Below are 13,981 nucleotides of genomic sequence, written 5' to 3'. Positions count from 1 at the left end.
GACCTCCCGGGGGACGCTCCTGCCTGCCAGTACCAGATCTTTCTTGCCGGAACAGGGCAAACACGACCGTGGGGGACGGGTAAAAGATCGTTCAGCCGGGATGTGTCGCGAATGGTGAGAATCGCCCGGTTTGTACGGCGTCGCGCGGAGGACGGCGAGCCCGTTCGGCGGTGCGGGGGGAGCGCGGCTAGGCTCGGTGGCTGCACTCAGACTCAAGACCGCTGTGCGCGGACCGGTCGCACAGTCACTCGCATCAGGGGGTTCCCCGTGTCGTCGATCGAGGCCGTACTCGCCCGGGAGATTCTGGATTCCCGCGGCAATCCGACCGTCGAGGTCGAGGTGCTGCTCGCGGATGGGACCGAGGCGCACGCGGCCGTGCCGAGCGGGGCCTCCACCGGCCAGTTCGAGGCCGTCGAGCTGCGGGACGGAGGCGAGCGCTACGGCGGCAAGGGCGTCCGGAACGCCGTCCGGGCCGTCAACGAGACCATCGACGAGAAGCTCGTCGGCTACCCCGCGTCCGACCAGCGGCTGATCGACCAGCTGCTGGTGGACCTGGACGGCACCCCGGCCAAGTCGGCGCTCGGCGCCAACGCGATCCTCGGCGTCAGCCTGGCCGTCGCCAAGGCCGCCGCCGACTCCGCCGGGCTGCCGCTGTTCCGCTACGTCGGCGGGCCGAACGCGCACCTGCTGCCCGTCCCGATGATGAACATCCTGAACGGCGGCGCGCACGCCGACACCAACGTCGACGTCCAGGAGTTCATGATCGCGCCGATCGGCGCGGCCACCTTCGCCGAGGCGCTGCGCTGGGGCGCCGAGACCTACCACGCGCTGAAGTCGGTGCTGAAGGCCAAGGGCCTCGCCACCGGCCTCGGCGACGAGGGCGGCTTCGCGCCCGACCTGCCGAGCAACCGCCAGGCGCTCGACCTGATCATGGAGGCGATCGGCAAGGCGGGCTTCACCCCCGGACGCGACATCGCGCTCGCGCTGGACGTCGCCGCCACCGAGTTCCACGCCGACGGGCAGTACACCTTCGAGGGCGCCAAGCGGTCCGCCGACGACATGGCCGCCTACTACGGCGAGCTGATCAGCGAGTACCCGCTGGTGTCCATCGAGGACCCGCTCGACGAGGAGGACTGGCCCGGCTGGGAGGGCCTCACCGCCGCCGTCGGCGACCGCGTCCAGATCGTCGGCGACGACCTGTTCGTCACCAACCCGGAGCGGCTCGCCCGCGGCATCAAGGCCCGCGCCGCGAACGCGCTTCTGGTGAAGGTCAACCAGATCGGCACGCTCAGCGAGACCCTCGACGCCGTCTCGCTCGCGCAGACCAGCGGCTACCGCTGCATGATGAGCCACCGGTCCGGCGAGACGGAGGACACCACGATCGCCGACCTGGCCGTCGCCACCAACTGCGGGCAGATCAAGACCGGCGCGCCCGCCCGCAGCGACCGCGTCGCCAAGTACAACCAGCTGCTGCGCATCGAGGAACTGCTCGACGACGCCGCCCGTTACGCCGGCGCCGCGGCGTTCCCGCGCTTTGACGCCCGGGGCTGACATGACCCGGCCTGACTGAGGCCGCGGCGCGCGGGGGCGGGCCGGACACCCTCCGGGGGCCGGAACCTTGTTCCGGTCCCCGATCCGCCGGGTTTCGGACGGACGAGCCCGACCGCATACCGGAGACACGCGAGTCGAAGACGACCACGCAGGGGACACGATGGCTGACGACAAGGCCGCCCCCAAAGGCGGGCACGACGGCGACGACACCGGCCACGAGGCCGGGCACGGGAGCGGCGCGCGCCGCGGAAACCCGGCCCTGACCAGCCGCGCCGCGATCCTGGCGGTGGTGGTGTGCGCCATCGCGCTGAGCCTGGCCTACCCCGTCCGCGAGTACATCGCGCAGCGCAAGGAGATCGCCGAGCTCCAGCGCAAGGAGGCCGTGGCCCGGCGGCAAGTGGAGATCCTTGCCCAACGCAAGCAACAACTGGGCGAGAAGTCGTACATTGAGCGAGAGGCGACGCGAAGGCTCCATTACTGCCGCCCTGACGTAAAGTGCTACATCGTCCTGGACGGCAGCGGAGGCGACGGACGGCAGGCCCGCAGGGGCGGACCGGCGAGCAGGCCGCCCTGGTACGAGACGCTGTGGCGGTCGGTCGAGTCCGCCGACAGGCCGCGCTGACCCGCCCGCCCGGGCCGGCGGGACCTGAACGGCCGCGCCCCGGCAGGAGAGGCCGGGCACGGACGGGGGGCGACGCCGGCGCCGCGAGGCACCGCCAAGAGCGCCTCGGACGGCGTCGGACAGGGCCCGCGTTGGCCAGAGGAGGGGCAGTGCTCGTCTAAGGGCGGCGCTGGCTTGAGGGCAGTGCTGATCTTAAGGGCAGTGCTGTTCGGAGGGGTGTCGTAGGCCGGAGGGGGCCGTGTTGGTCGGAGGGGGCGCGGTGGGAGCGCGCTGTCGAGGCGGATCGGGGAGGTCCGCCGGTGGGGACGCACATGATCGAAGCAGGTGACACGGCCGCGGTCGCGGCACAGCTGGGGCGGGAGCCGCGCGGCGTCCGCCGGGTGGCGAGCCGCTGCCCCTGCGGCCTGCCCGCCGTGATCGAGACGGCGCCGCGGCTGCCGGACGGGACGCCGTTCCCGACGCTGTTCTACCTGACCTGCCCGAAGGCCGCGTCCGCCATCGGGACGCTGGAGGGCGGCGGCGTCATGCGGGACATGCAGGACAGGCTCGCGGCCGACCCGTCGCTGAGGGCCGAGTACAGGGCCGCGCACGAGGACTACCTGCGGCGGCGCGGCGACGCGGCCCGCGAGGACGGCATCGAGCCGCTGCCCGAGGGCACGCAGAGCGCCGGCGGTATGCCGGAGCGCGTCAAATGCCTGCACGCCCTCATCGCCCACGAGCTCGCCGTGCCCGGCATCAGCCCGTTCGGCCGGGAAGGGCTGGAGGCGCTGCCCGAGTGGTGGCGCTCCGGACCCTGCGTCGACGTGGATACCGCCGACGCCGACGCCGACGCCGACGCGGATTCGGGGGTGGGACGGTGACGCGCGTCGCGACCGTCGACTGCGGGACGAACTCCGTCCGCCTCCTGATCGCCGACATCGCCCCCGGCGAGGGCGGCGGGACCCTGACGGACGTCGAACGCCGCATGGAGATCGTCCGCCTGGGGGAGGGCGTCGACGAGACCGGACGGCTGTCGCCCGCCGCTCTGGAACGTACCTTTGCCGCCATGCGCGGCTACGCCGACCTGATCGACCGCCATGGGGCGCGGGCCGGGCACGGTCCGATCAAGACGCGGGTGGTGGCGACCAGCGCGACCCGCGACGCCGACAACCAGGCCGACTTCGTCAGCGGCGTCGTCGACATCTTCGGCGTCGTCCCCGAGGTGATCACCGGGGACGAGGAGGCCGAGCTGTCGTTCACGGGCGCCACCCGGGAGCTGGCCGCGCTGCGTCCGGCGCGGCCCTACCTGGTGGTCGACATCGGCGGCGGGTCCACCGAGTTCGTCGTCGGCAGTTCCTCCGCCGACGCCGCGCGCTCCATCGACATCGGCTGCGTGCGGATGACCGAGCGGCACCTGAAGGACGGCGACCCGCCGTCCCCGCAGCAGATCTCCGGCGCCGCCGCCGACATCGACGCGGCCCTCGCCGCCGTCCGCCAGACGGTGCCGGTGCACGAGGCGCGCACGCTCGTCGGGCTCGCCGGGTCCGTCACCACGGTCGCCGGGATCGCGCTCGGGCTGCCGGTGTACGACCCGTCCCGCATCCACCTGTCCCGCATCACCGCCACGCAGGTCCACGAGGTGACGCGGCGGCTGCTGCACGCCACCCGCGCCGAGCGGGCCGAGTTCGGCGTCATGCATCCCGGTCGCGTCGACGTGATCGGCGCGGGCGCGCTGATCCTCGACCGGATCATGCGGGAGTACGGGTTCGGCGCCGTCGTGGTCAGCGAGCACGACATCCTGGACGGGCTCGCCTGGTCGCTTGTCTGAACCGCTCGCCGGGGCTCAGCGTTTCAGCTGGGACAGCAGCGCCGGGATGAGCACCGCGTTCGGGTTCTGCTGCGGGATGTAGAGGATCGGCGCGGAGCTGTTGGCCTGCTGGATCCACACCCGCCCGCCGTCCACCGTCGCGCCGGAGATCGCCGTCCAGCTCAGCGAGACGCGGTTGCCGCGGACGCCGCCGGGATGCACGGTCAACCCCTGGGCCACGTCGACCGACTCGCCCGACCTGACGCGTCCCGCCAGCTCGGCCACCAGCCGCTGCTCGGCGTGCTCCTGGCACAGCTGGATCAGCCGCCCCCACACGTGCTCCGGCTCGCCCTCGGTCATCGGCGCGTCCGCGTGGACCGTGCCCGCTCCCGAGTTCGCGTGCATCGCGTCCTGCTCGATGACGACCTCGACGCGCGGCCCGCCGCGGAACGGGTACCGGCCCGCCTGGAAGACCCACTGCGTGCCCGCGGCGTGGCCGTATCCGGCCGGACGCTCCGCCGCCCAGTACGCCACCCATTCCACATGTGGCCACTGGAGCGAGGCGTTCCCGTACGCCACGAACCGGTCGTCCGCGTAAAGGTGCAGGCCGCGCACGTTCATGTCCAGCGGCTGGACGGCCGGACGGGCCTCCCAGGTCGGCTGCTGGACGTGCGGGGCCGCGTAGTGCGTCCCGTGGGTCCCGTACTCGGACCCGTATCGGGCCCCGTACTGGGACTCCTCGTACTCGTCCCGTGGCCGTTGCTCCTGCGCGGGGAGACGCAGCCGCGGTGGACGGGACGGCTCCGGATTGAGGCGTTCCGTCCAGTTCTCGCCGTCCCACCAGCGCAGGCTGCCGGTGCCGTAGGGGTCTGGATACCAGCCCGGTTGCGACACTGCCTGCCTCCGCTTCGCCCATGGCGTGCCGGACTCCCGCCTCCCCGACCGGCGAACGCATCGTACCGAGATGAACGGCCTGTGCAGAGAGATGGGCGGAACCCGGCCACCGCCTGTGGCGTGCGACGATCGATGGTATGCCGACCGCCAACGCTCCGTTCGTGCCGCCCGGCACCGGATGGCCCGAAGACCCCGCCACCCCCGAAACGCCCGTGGCGCAAGGGACCGGAGACGTCGTCGAACTGGCCGCCAAGGCCCCTGACCTGGACGAGCTGTGCGCCCGGCAGTCGGTGTGCAGGGCGTGCGACCGGCTGGTGGAATGGCGCGAAAAAGTCGCCGTCCAGCGGCGGCGGGCGTTCGCGGACGAGGAGTACTGGGGGCGTCCCATCGCCGGATGGGGTGAGCCGGAGCCGCGGATCCTGATCGTCGGGCTCGCTCCGGCGGCGCACGGCGGCAACCGCACCGGACGGATCTTCACCGGTGACCGGTCGGGCGACTGGCTGTTCGCGTCCCTGCACCGGGTCGGGCTCGCCGCGCTGCCGACCAGCGTCCACGCGGGCGACGGGCAGCGTCTGATCGGCGCGCGGATGGCGGCGACCGTCCGCTGCGCGCCGCCCGACAACAAGCCGACGCCGCTGGAGCGCACGACGTGCCTGCCGTGGCTGTCCCGCGAGGTCGAGCAGGTCGCGGCGAGCGTCCGCTGCATCGTGTGCCTCGGCGGGTTCGCGTGGCAGAGCGTCTGGCCGGCGCTCAGGCAGGCCGGGTACGGGCTGCCGCGGCCGCGGCCGAAGTTCGGGCACGGGGCGGAGATCGAGCTGGCGCCGCCGCCTTCGGCGGGGTCGCGCGGGCCCGTCCTGATGCTGGGGTGCTACCACCCGAGCCAGCAGAACACCTTCACCGGGCGCGTCACCGAGGAGATGCTGGACGCCGTCTTCACGCGCGCCCGCGACTACCGCTGACCAGGGCGAGGCTGACCAGGGCGCGAGGCTGACCGGAGGCCGAGGCTGACCTGGGGCGGGAGGCGGGGCGCGGGGCAGGGCCTTGGCCAAGCGGCCGGAGCGGTCAGGGCCGACCCTGTCCCGGCCTGACATCCTGCGGCCGCTTGGCGCCCCCGTCCGGCCCTGACCCGCGTTCTCTCCGCCGGTCCCGCGGGCGGGACCGGCTCCTTCTGCTACGTCCCCTGAGATGCGGATTCGGACGGCTGAGTTCGGGCGACTTGCGAACTTGTGGAATCGGGCGGCCGAGTTTGCGGGATCGGCCCGCGCGGGGCCGTCGTAGTTGTTGTCGCGGCATCTGGTGAACAGGGCCCGTATGCGGGTATCGCTCCCGACATGCCTTCCGATCGCAATCCTGGAGCCGCGACCCACATCGTGATCGTCGGCGGCGGGTACGTCGGCATGTACACGGCCTTGCGCCTGCAGAAGAGGCTGCGCGGTGAGCTGCGCCGCGGCGAGGTGGTCGTCACCGTCATCGACCCCCAGTCCTACATGACCTACCAGCCGTTCCTTCCGGAGGCCGCGGCCGGGAACGTGGAGCCGCGGCATGTCGTGGCGCCGCTGCGGCGGGTGCTGCGGCGCTGCCGGATCCTGAACGGGTTCGTGACGCGGATCGACCACGCGTCCAAGCGGCTCACGATCCGGCCGGCGGGCGCGCAGACCGCGGGCGTGCCCGAGCGGGACGTCCACTACGACCTGCTCGTGGTCGCCCTCGGGTCCATCTCGCGGACGCTGCCGATCCCCGGCCTCGCCGACTGCGGGATCGGCTTCAAGACCGTCGAAGAGGCGATCTTCTTGCGCAACCACGTCCTGCACCAGCTCGACATCGCCGCGACCAACGCGGACGACGAGCAGGTCAGGAGGCGGGCGCTGACGTTCGTGTTCGTCGGGGCCGGGTTCGCGGGCGTCGAGGCGATGGCGGAGCTGGAGGACATGGCGCGGGACGCCTGCAAGTCCTATCCGGCCATCGACGCGAGCGAGATGCGCTGGCTGATGATCGAGGCGACCGACCGGATCCTGCCCGAGGTGGGGCCGGAGATGGGACGCTGGGCGGCGGAGGCGCTGCGCCGCCGCGGCATCGAGATCAAGATGGAGACGTTGCTGAAGTCGGCGGAGAAGCGCCACATCGTGCTGAGCGACGGCGAGGAGTTCGACGCCGGGACGCTCGTGTGGACCGCCGGGGTGAAGCCGCACCCCGTCGTCAAGGACAGCGACCTTCCCATCGACGACAAGGGGCGCATCAAGGCGACCGCCGAGCTGACCGTCGACGGGCTGGAGGGCGTCTACGCGGCGGGCGACAACGCCGCCGTCCCCGACCTCACCGACACCGGCGACTTCACCGCGCCCAACGCGCAGCACGCGGTCAGGCAGGCCAAACGTCTGGGTGACAACATCGTGGCGGATCTGCGCGGAAAGCCCAGAAAGGCGTACGTGCACGCTTACGTCGGCTCGGTCGCGTCCCTTGGCCTGCACAAAGGCGTGGCGAACGTGTACGGATTGCGGCTGCGCGGGCTTCCCGCCTGGTTCATGCACCGCACATACCATTTGTCGCGGATGCCGACCGTTAATCGTAAATTCCGGATCACCATGGACTGGACGCTCGCGGCGTTCTTCCGGCGCGAGATCGTCTCCCTCGGCGAACTGGAATGGCCCCGACAGGAGTTCGAGCTCGCGGCCGGCCGCCAGCGCGACACATGACCCCGTCCCGCCCGGTCATCATGGTCTGACATCGTCCTCGCGAGGAGGCGCGCCCTGCCATGCACGACGGAGACGCCATCTGGAGCGACGTGCCCGCGGAACTGGAGGCGGCGTCCGCCGCCGAGGAGGCCGGGGGGACGGGCTCCTCGGCTAAAGGGGTGGCGCTCCGGCTGGCGCCGCTGCTCACCAAGATCCTTCTGGGGGAGGGGCGGGGCGGCGAGGACGTCCGGGACGCGGCGGACGCGCTGCCGATACGCGTCCTGGGCTGGGACGGCAGCTCCGTCGGGCCGCCCGGTGCGCCGGCGTTCGTGATCAAGCACCGGCGGGCGCTGCGGCGGCTGCTCTGGAAGCCCGGCGAGATGGGCTTGGTCCGCGCCTACGTGGCCGGGGAGCTGGACATCGAGGGGGACGTCTTCGCCGCGCTCGACGCCGTCCGGCGGGTGATGCGCAACGGCGACGAACCGATCCGGCTGAGCAGCGACGACAAGCGCGACATCGTCCGTACCGCCGTGACGCTGGGCGCCGTCGGCCCCGAGCCGAAGCCGCCCCCGGAGGAACTCACCGCCGGACGGCGCGGCTCCGACGCCGATGCCGACGCGGCGGGCGAGCCGATGAAGGAGCCCGCCGCGTTCTTCGCGCGGCTCTTCGGCGAAGGGCTCGCGCACGTCACCGGGGACTGGAGCGGTCTGGACGCCGACCTCGACGACGGTCTGGACGCCGCTCAATTCGTCGCGCACGTGGGCCTCGCCGAGAGTCTCGGGCTGTTCCACGGGGCCCGGCTCCTCGACGTGAGCTGCGGCTGGGGCGCGTTCGCCCGGCATGCCGCCGTCCATCACGGTGCTCGGGTCGTCGCGCTCGCTCGCACTCCCGAGCAGGCCGAGCATGTGCGCGCCATGTGCGCGGACGACGATGTCGAGGTTCGCGGATTCGACCTGGCCGAGGCCGGTGACGGGCCCTATGACGCGATCGTCGGGCTGGCGGGGGTGGCGTCCATCGAGCGTCCGGCGTCGCGGTTGCACGAGCTTCTCGCGCCCGGGGGACGGCTCGTCCTGCAGCAGCCCGTCCGTCGTACCGGGGCGCAGCACCAGGCCCGGCGGACGTTCATCACCCGCTACATGTTCCCGGACGACGCCGGCCTGCGTCCGCTCGGCACGCTCCTAGACGACCTCGAAGAGGCCGGGCTCGAAGTGCGCGGCGTGGCGGCGCTCCGCGAGGACCACGCGCGCACGCTGCGCGCCTGGGCCGCGGGCCTGCGGCGCCATTGGACCGAATGCGAGGAGCTGGCCGGACCCGGCCGTGCGCGCGTCTGGCTCCTCTACCTCGCCGCATCCGCCCTGGCCTGCGAGAGCGGCCAGATCGGCAGGCATGAAATCCGTGCGATTCGACGTGATCACAGCGTCCGCGCCGCCGTGAGCGTGGCGGAAGGACGCACCGTGATGACCCGCTGACTCGATATGATTGCGCCGCCCCTGTAGCCCAATGGCAGAGGCGGGCTCCCTAAAAGAGCCAACGTGTCGGTTCGAGTCCGACCAGGGGCACACAACGGTCGGCCGGCGCTCTGCCGAGGGCGCCGGTCCGCTCGATCGGGGCGCTTTCCCCGCGCGGTGGTTTTGAACTCTGAGCGCAAGCGTTAGCCAGTGACCCCGGCATTCCAGAAATGTCTTCATATTTAGCTGCGCGCAATTGCGGGCTTCTACTACTGTTGAAGTTCTTCACACTACGGATGTAGTGTCGAGGTGTGTCGGATCGGCGTGAGCGGTTGCTCGATGCCGCGATCTCCGTGCTCGGTGAGCGGGGGATGCGCGGGCTCACTCATCGCGCCGTCGACGCGGCGGCGGGGCTGCCGGCCGGGTCCGCGTCCAATCACTTCCGGACCCGGGACGCGCTGCTCGACGCGGTGGTGGAGCGGTTCGCCGCCCGGGAGCGGGCCGGATGGGACGAGGTCGCCGCACGCGTGTGCCCGACCACGCCGCGGGAGCTGGCCCAGGCGCTGGCTGCCTTTGCGCAGGACGCGACCGGCCCGCGCCGGACACTGACCCTGGCCCGGTACGCGATCCTCGCCGAGGCGGGCATTCAGCCGTCGTTGCGAAGGCAGTTGTCCGAGACCGGGGCCCGAGTGAACGCCTGGTTCACCAACTGGCTGCGCATCGTCGGCTCGTCTGACCCGGAACGTCATGCGCCGATCATCATGAACCACTGGACTGGAGTCGTCCTGCACCAGTTGGCCGATCCGGATCCGGCGTTCGACCCGTCCGCGCAGATCTCCGCGCTCGTCACGTCGGTCGTCGGTCCGCGCTCTGTGGAGGCATCGGTATGAACGTCGAGCGACCGTCCCAGCCCGTCACTTCGGTCATGCTGGACGCCGATCAGGTCTGGCAGGTGATCGACGCGCAGCGGCGCGGCCTGGCCGACCTGCTCGAGAACCTGTCGGACGATCAGTGGCGGCAGCCGTCGCTGTGCGCCGGCTGGACGGTGCGGGACGTCGCCGCGCACCTGACGCTGCAGCAGATCGGCCTCGGCGCCGCGATCGCGATGATGGCGCGGTGGCGCGGCAGCCTCGACCGGACCATCCAGCACGCGGCCTGCCGGCGCGCCGCCGCGTTGACGGACGAGCAGATCATCGCGCAGATCCGGGGGATGGTGGGGTCGCGGCGGCACAACATCGGGGTCACCTATCTGGAGACGCTCACCGACATCCTCGTCCACGGGCAGGACATCGCTATCCCTCTGGGGCTTCGTCATGACGTGCCGTCGCATGCCGCGGCCGTCGCCGCCGGCCGGGTGCTGTCGATGCGCTGGCCTCGGCCGCTTCCTTCGGCGCGGAAGGTGGCCGGGTTCCGGCTGGTCGCCACCGATACGGCCTGGTCGGTGGGGCGGGGACCCGAGGTTCGGGGGACCATGGTCACGCTGCTGCTGGTTTGTGCTGGGCGTGTGGCCGCTCTGTCTGAGGTGTCCGGGCCTGGTGTCGAGGAACTTGCCGCGCGTCTTGACGCTTGAGGCGCGTCTTGTGTGGGTGTGGGGGCCGCAAGCGCAATGATCAGCCCCGCGCCTGGGCGTGGGGCTGATCAAATGTGGGATCTCTGCGCCAGAGTCGTGGCGCTACGCGGCGGCACGACGACGGGGGCATCCGTTGGCGGGATCCCACCAAGTCTGTATGAAGTTCTTACGGGAGCCTTGCACTCCGCTCGGCGCTAGACGCGCTCGGCGTCAGGCTCAGTAGTGCCTCGCACGGCGGGTGCGCTCGTGCTCGCGCACCAGGGCCGCGGCGTAGCCGTGAGAGAGGTTGTGCTCTTCGGCCAGCCACGAGCTGCGTTCTTCGCAGCGGATGAACGACGGGCCGTTCTCGATGGCGGTGAACCACTCGGGGATGTCACGTCCTGTGACTTGCGGAATGCGGGCTAGCAGCTTGCTGTGCGTCTCCGGCGAGTGGTTCAGTGACAATTGGCACCTCCAGGTCGCGGGGCTCTTCCTGCTGACTCTGCAACAGGAGTCCGGATGTGACAACCCCCTAACGGGGACCTATCTATTACGTTACGTAGATCGTCAATAACGGGGATGTTCTCCGGAAAACCCGCAGGTCCCAGGGGTGGACGGGTGGAGCGAGCGGACGGCCCGCCGTGGAGTGGTGAGATGTTCCGCGGCGGACCGCCAGGCGTCCGGGACGTTACGAGAGACGCTCCACGACCATCGCCATGCCCTGGCCGCCGCCGACGCACATCGTCTCCAGCCCGAACTGCTTGTCGTGGAACTTCAGGCTGTTGAGCAGCGTGGACGTGATGCGGGCGCCCGTCATGCCGAACGGGTGGCCGACCGCGATCGCGCCGCCGTTCACGTTCAGCTTGTCGATGTCGATGCCCAGGTCGGCGGCGGACGGCAGCACCTGCGCGGCGAACGCCTCGTTGATCTCGACGAGGTCGATGTCGTCGATCGTCATGCCCGCCTTGGCGAGAGCTTTGCGTGACGCGCCCACCGGGCCGAGGCCCATGATCTCGGGGGACAGGCCCGTGACGCCGGTCGAGACGATCCTGGCCAGCGGCGTGATGCCGAGTTCCGCGGCCTTCGTGTCGCTCATGACCACGACCGCGGCGGCGCCGTCGTTCAGCGGGCAGCAGTTGCCGGCCGTGACCGTCCCGTCCGGGCGGAACACCGGCTGGAGTTGCGAGACCTTCTCGTAGGTGGTGCCGGGCCTGGGGCCGTCGTCCTTGGCGAGGACGGTGCCGTCCGGGAGCGTCACCGGGGTGATGTCCTTCTCCCAGAAGCCGTTGGCGAGCGCCTTCTCGGCGAGGTTCTGCGAGCGGACGCCGAACTCGTCCTGCGCCTGCCGCGACACGCTGCGGAGGCCCGCCACGTTCTCTGCGGTCTGGCCCATCGCGATGTAGATGTCCGGGAGGCCGCCGTCCTCGCGGGGGTCGCGCCACACGGGCGAGCCGCCCTCGCCCGCCTTGGCCGTACGGGCCTGGGCGTCCGCGAACTGCGGGTTCTGGGTGTCGGGGAGGCCGTCGCTGCTGCCCTTGGCGAACCGGCTGACGGTCTCGACGCCCGCCGAGACGATGACGTCCGCCTCGCCCGTCTTGATCGCGTGGAACGCCATCCGGGTGGTCTGGAGGGAGGACGAGCAGTAGCGGGTGATGGTGGCGCCGGGCACGTCGTCCCAGCCCAGCAGGACGGACACGACGCGTGCCATGTTGTAGCCCTGCTCGCCGCCGGGCAGGCCGCAGCCGAGCAGGAGGTCGTCGATCTGGCTCGGGTCCAGCTGCGGGACCTTGGCCATCGCGGCCGTGATCATCTGAGCGGTGAGGTCGTCGGGCCGCATGTCCTTGAGCGACCCCTTGAATGCGCGGCCGATCGGCGAGCGCGCGGTTGCGACGATGACTGCCTCGGGCATGTGCGGGTCTCCTGTCTCAGCGGCTCTCAACGGCTCTCAGCGGCCGATCCTGCTCACGACCGACACCGGCCGGTCTCACGGCATCGCCCCCAACGTGCCGCATGACCGCGTCCCGGGACGCCGCCGATCGGTCGTTCTGACGGCGTTGTCCCGTGACGTCGGTGTTACTCGTCGGTCACCAGCAATCTAGCCGTTGGGGTGGGGATGGTTATAGGGCGGGTCCCGTTTGCGCTGACAGTGAGTCTAATAGCGAGGGAGGAGTGCTCCGTTTTGGTGGGGTTGGGGGTGCTCGGACTTGTGGTTCCCGGTCTGGTTATGACAGCCGTCCCATGTGGGCGGGACGGCGAACGCCAGAGCCTGAACGCGGCCCCACCGGGCGGCCGCCGCAAGCGCGGGCGGCGGCCGTGTGACGGGGTCGAATGACCGGCCGGGGCTCGTCGATGGTGACCGGACGGGCCCCGGTCCTCGTTCTTCTTTCTTCTTTCTGTGCTTTGTTTCCTGGTTTTGAATTTTGGATTTCTTAGTTCGAGTTCGGGGGTGGGGGCGGCGCTGCGTACGGGGCCGCTTTCAGGCCCTATTGTGCTGAGGACGGCCCGGTCTTTTCGATAGTATTTGTTTATGGGTTCGGTTTCGGTTGATCTTCGTTCGGCGTCCACCGGGGAATTGGTGGGACGGGTGGACGTCTCCGGCGAGACGCGGCGCTGGGGGCTGCCGTCCACCCAAGCGTGGCTGCGGTCGCGGCTGGGGATGCGCGAGACCCGGGCTCGGGAGCGGATCACCCTGGCCCGGCAGCGGCACCGGCTCCCGAGGGTCGCCACGATGCTTGCCGCGGGGGAGCTGTCCTACGGGCACGCCTCCACCGTCGCCGACGCCGTCGCCCGGCTGGACGACGAGGATTGCGCGTCTGCTGAGAAGCTGCTGCTCGACATGGTCGACCAGGGCTTCTCCGCCGGGAAGGTCGCCGCGTTCGGGCGGCGGATCCGCGACGTCATTCCGAGCGCGACGGCACCGATCAACCCGACACCGAGTCGCAGCGCGGGTACCAGCGGTCCTGGATCAACTCCACCCGGCCCCTAGACGGCGGCCGCTACATCAAAGGCTGGCTCCACGCCGAGGAAGCATCCCGCTCTACCTCGGGCGGCGCGTTCGATTCGCCACCGCCGCACAACGCCAAGTCCTCGAAACCCTCTATCCGACATGCGCGGTACGGGGCTGTGAGGTTCCAGGGACCTTGTGCGAGGTCGACCACGTCCGAGGGTGGGTTCTGGGATCGCCCACCGACATCGACCAGCTCGCCCTGTGCTGCGGATGGCACAACCGCTTCGAACACACAAACCCCGACCAGATCTAAATCAGCCACGACAGCACCGGACGCCACGTCTACCGCGTCCTGCCGCCACCGGAAAGGCGTGCGGTCGATATTCATGGCCCGCCGGACGAGATCGGTTGGGCCGCTGCGTGATGGAGCGTCAGGCCAGGTCTGGCGCGACGCGCTGGGGGCCGCTGGTGGGCTGGTCGTCGGCGGGGGCGGCGCGGCGGCGTAGGAGGGC

General features: G+C 70.9%; 13 protein-coding genes and 1 tRNA gene. 11 read left to right on the top strand and 3 right to left on the bottom strand.

The annotated features are described in order from the left end of the window. Positions 1 to 267: 267 nt before the first annotated feature. The 4 genes from eno to E1287_RS28470 all read left to right on the top strand — a co-directional run bounded on the left by eno (position 268) and on the right by E1287_RS28470 (position 3,980). Complete coding sequence (eno, locus tag E1287_RS28485) at positions 268 to 1,551, top strand: phosphopyruvate hydratase (protein WP_131968164.1); 1,284 nt, start codon at positions 268 to 270, stop codon at positions 1,549 to 1,551. Between the two features lie 160 nt (positions 1,552 to 1,711). Further along, a complete protein-coding gene (locus E1287_RS28480) occupies positions 1,712 to 2,173 on the top strand; it encodes a septum formation initiator family protein (RefSeq protein ID WP_131968163.1) in 462 nt (153 codons plus the stop codon). A gap of 311 nt (positions 2,174 to 2,484) precedes the next feature. Continuing rightward, positions 2,485 to 3,033 (top strand): DUF501 domain-containing protein, encoded by a 549-nt coding sequence (locus E1287_RS28475; RefSeq protein WP_131968162.1) that lies wholly within the window; start codon positions 2,485 to 2,487, stop codon positions 3,031 to 3,033. Next, on the top strand, positions 3,030 to 3,980 hold the full coding sequence (locus tag E1287_RS28470) for a Ppx/GppA phosphatase family protein (protein ID WP_131968161.1): 951 nt from the start codon (positions 3,030 to 3,032) through the stop codon (positions 3,978 to 3,980). The genes E1287_RS28475 and E1287_RS28470 overlap by 4 nt, the downstream gene beginning before the upstream one ends. A 15-nt stretch (positions 3,981 to 3,995) precedes the next feature. Here the strand turns inward: E1287_RS28470 and E1287_RS28465 are convergent, their stop codons facing one another. Continuing rightward, positions 3,996 to 4,853: a DUF2510 domain-containing protein gene (locus E1287_RS28465; RefSeq protein ID WP_165969218.1), complete on the bottom strand. Its 858-nt coding sequence runs from the start codon at positions 4,851 to 4,853 to the stop codon at positions 3,996 to 3,998. Positions 4,854 to 4,990: 137 nt separating this feature from the next. Between E1287_RS28465 and E1287_RS28460 the strand changes: the two genes are divergently transcribed. The 6 genes from E1287_RS28460 to E1287_RS28435 all read left to right on the top strand — a co-directional run bounded on the left by E1287_RS28460 (position 4,991) and on the right by E1287_RS28435 (position 10,543). Further along, positions 4,991 to 5,812 carry a uracil-DNA glycosylase gene (locus tag E1287_RS28460; RefSeq protein WP_131968159.1) on the top strand — a complete coding sequence of 274 codons (822 nt, stop codon included), beginning with the start codon at positions 4,991 to 4,993 and terminating at the stop codon, positions 5,810 to 5,812. A 372-nt stretch (positions 5,813 to 6,184) separates the two neighbouring features. Then, positions 6,185 to 7,546, top strand: coding sequence for an NAD(P)/FAD-dependent oxidoreductase (locus E1287_RS28455; RefSeq protein WP_131968158.1), 1,362 nt, complete (start codon positions 6,185 to 6,187; stop codon positions 7,544 to 7,546). A 59-nt stretch (positions 7,547 to 7,605) separates the two neighbouring features. Further along, the gene (locus E1287_RS28450) at positions 7,606 to 8,994 is read left to right on the top strand and encodes a class I SAM-dependent methyltransferase (RefSeq protein WP_131968157.1); all 1,389 of its coding nucleotides are present in this window, start codon (positions 7,606 to 7,608) and stop codon (positions 8,992 to 8,994) included. A 17-nt stretch (positions 8,995 to 9,011) separates the two neighbouring features. Further along, a tRNA-Leu gene (locus tag E1287_RS28445) sits at positions 9,012 to 9,084 on the top strand. A 221-nt stretch (positions 9,085 to 9,305) separates the two neighbouring features. Next, positions 9,306 to 9,863, top strand: coding sequence for a TetR family transcriptional regulator (locus tag E1287_RS28440; RefSeq protein ID WP_243719493.1), 558 nt, complete (start codon positions 9,306 to 9,308; stop codon positions 9,861 to 9,863). Further along, positions 9,860 to 10,543 carry a maleylpyruvate isomerase family mycothiol-dependent enzyme gene (locus E1287_RS28435; protein WP_207934514.1) on the top strand — a complete coding sequence of 228 codons (684 nt, stop codon included), beginning with the start codon at positions 9,860 to 9,862 and terminating at the stop codon, positions 10,541 to 10,543. The genes E1287_RS28440 and E1287_RS28435 overlap by 4 nt, the downstream gene beginning before the upstream one ends. A gap of 216 nt (positions 10,544 to 10,759) precedes the next feature. Here E1287_RS28435 and E1287_RS28430 read toward each other — a convergent pair whose 3' ends face one another. Beyond that, positions 10,760 to 10,987, bottom strand: a complete 228-nt coding sequence (locus tag E1287_RS28430) for a DUF4287 domain-containing protein (RefSeq protein WP_131968155.1) — start codon at positions 10,985 to 10,987, stop codon at positions 10,760 to 10,762. 223 nt (positions 10,988 to 11,210) lie between these two features. Then, positions 11,211 to 12,431 (bottom strand): acetyl-CoA C-acetyltransferase, encoded by a 1,221-nt coding sequence (locus E1287_RS28425; protein ID WP_131968154.1) that lies wholly within the window; start codon positions 12,429 to 12,431, stop codon positions 11,211 to 11,213. Between the two features lie 618 nt (positions 12,432 to 13,049). On the opposite strand from E1287_RS28425, the gene E1287_RS28420 reads away from it, so the two are divergent. Continuing rightward, entirely contained in the window at positions 13,050 to 13,508 is a 459-nt protein-coding gene (locus E1287_RS28420; protein ID WP_131968153.1) for a DUF222 domain-containing protein, read from the top strand. Positions 13,509 to 13,981 lie beyond the last annotated feature (473 nt).

Origin of the sequence: Actinomadura sp. KC06 (assembly GCF_004348735.1) — a bacterium.
Lineage (GTDB): Bacteria > Actinomycetota > Actinomycetes > Streptosporangiales > Streptosporangiaceae > Spirillospora.
Note: the sequence above shows the minus strand (reverse complement) of the source record. Positions and strands in the feature narration are given on the sequence as shown.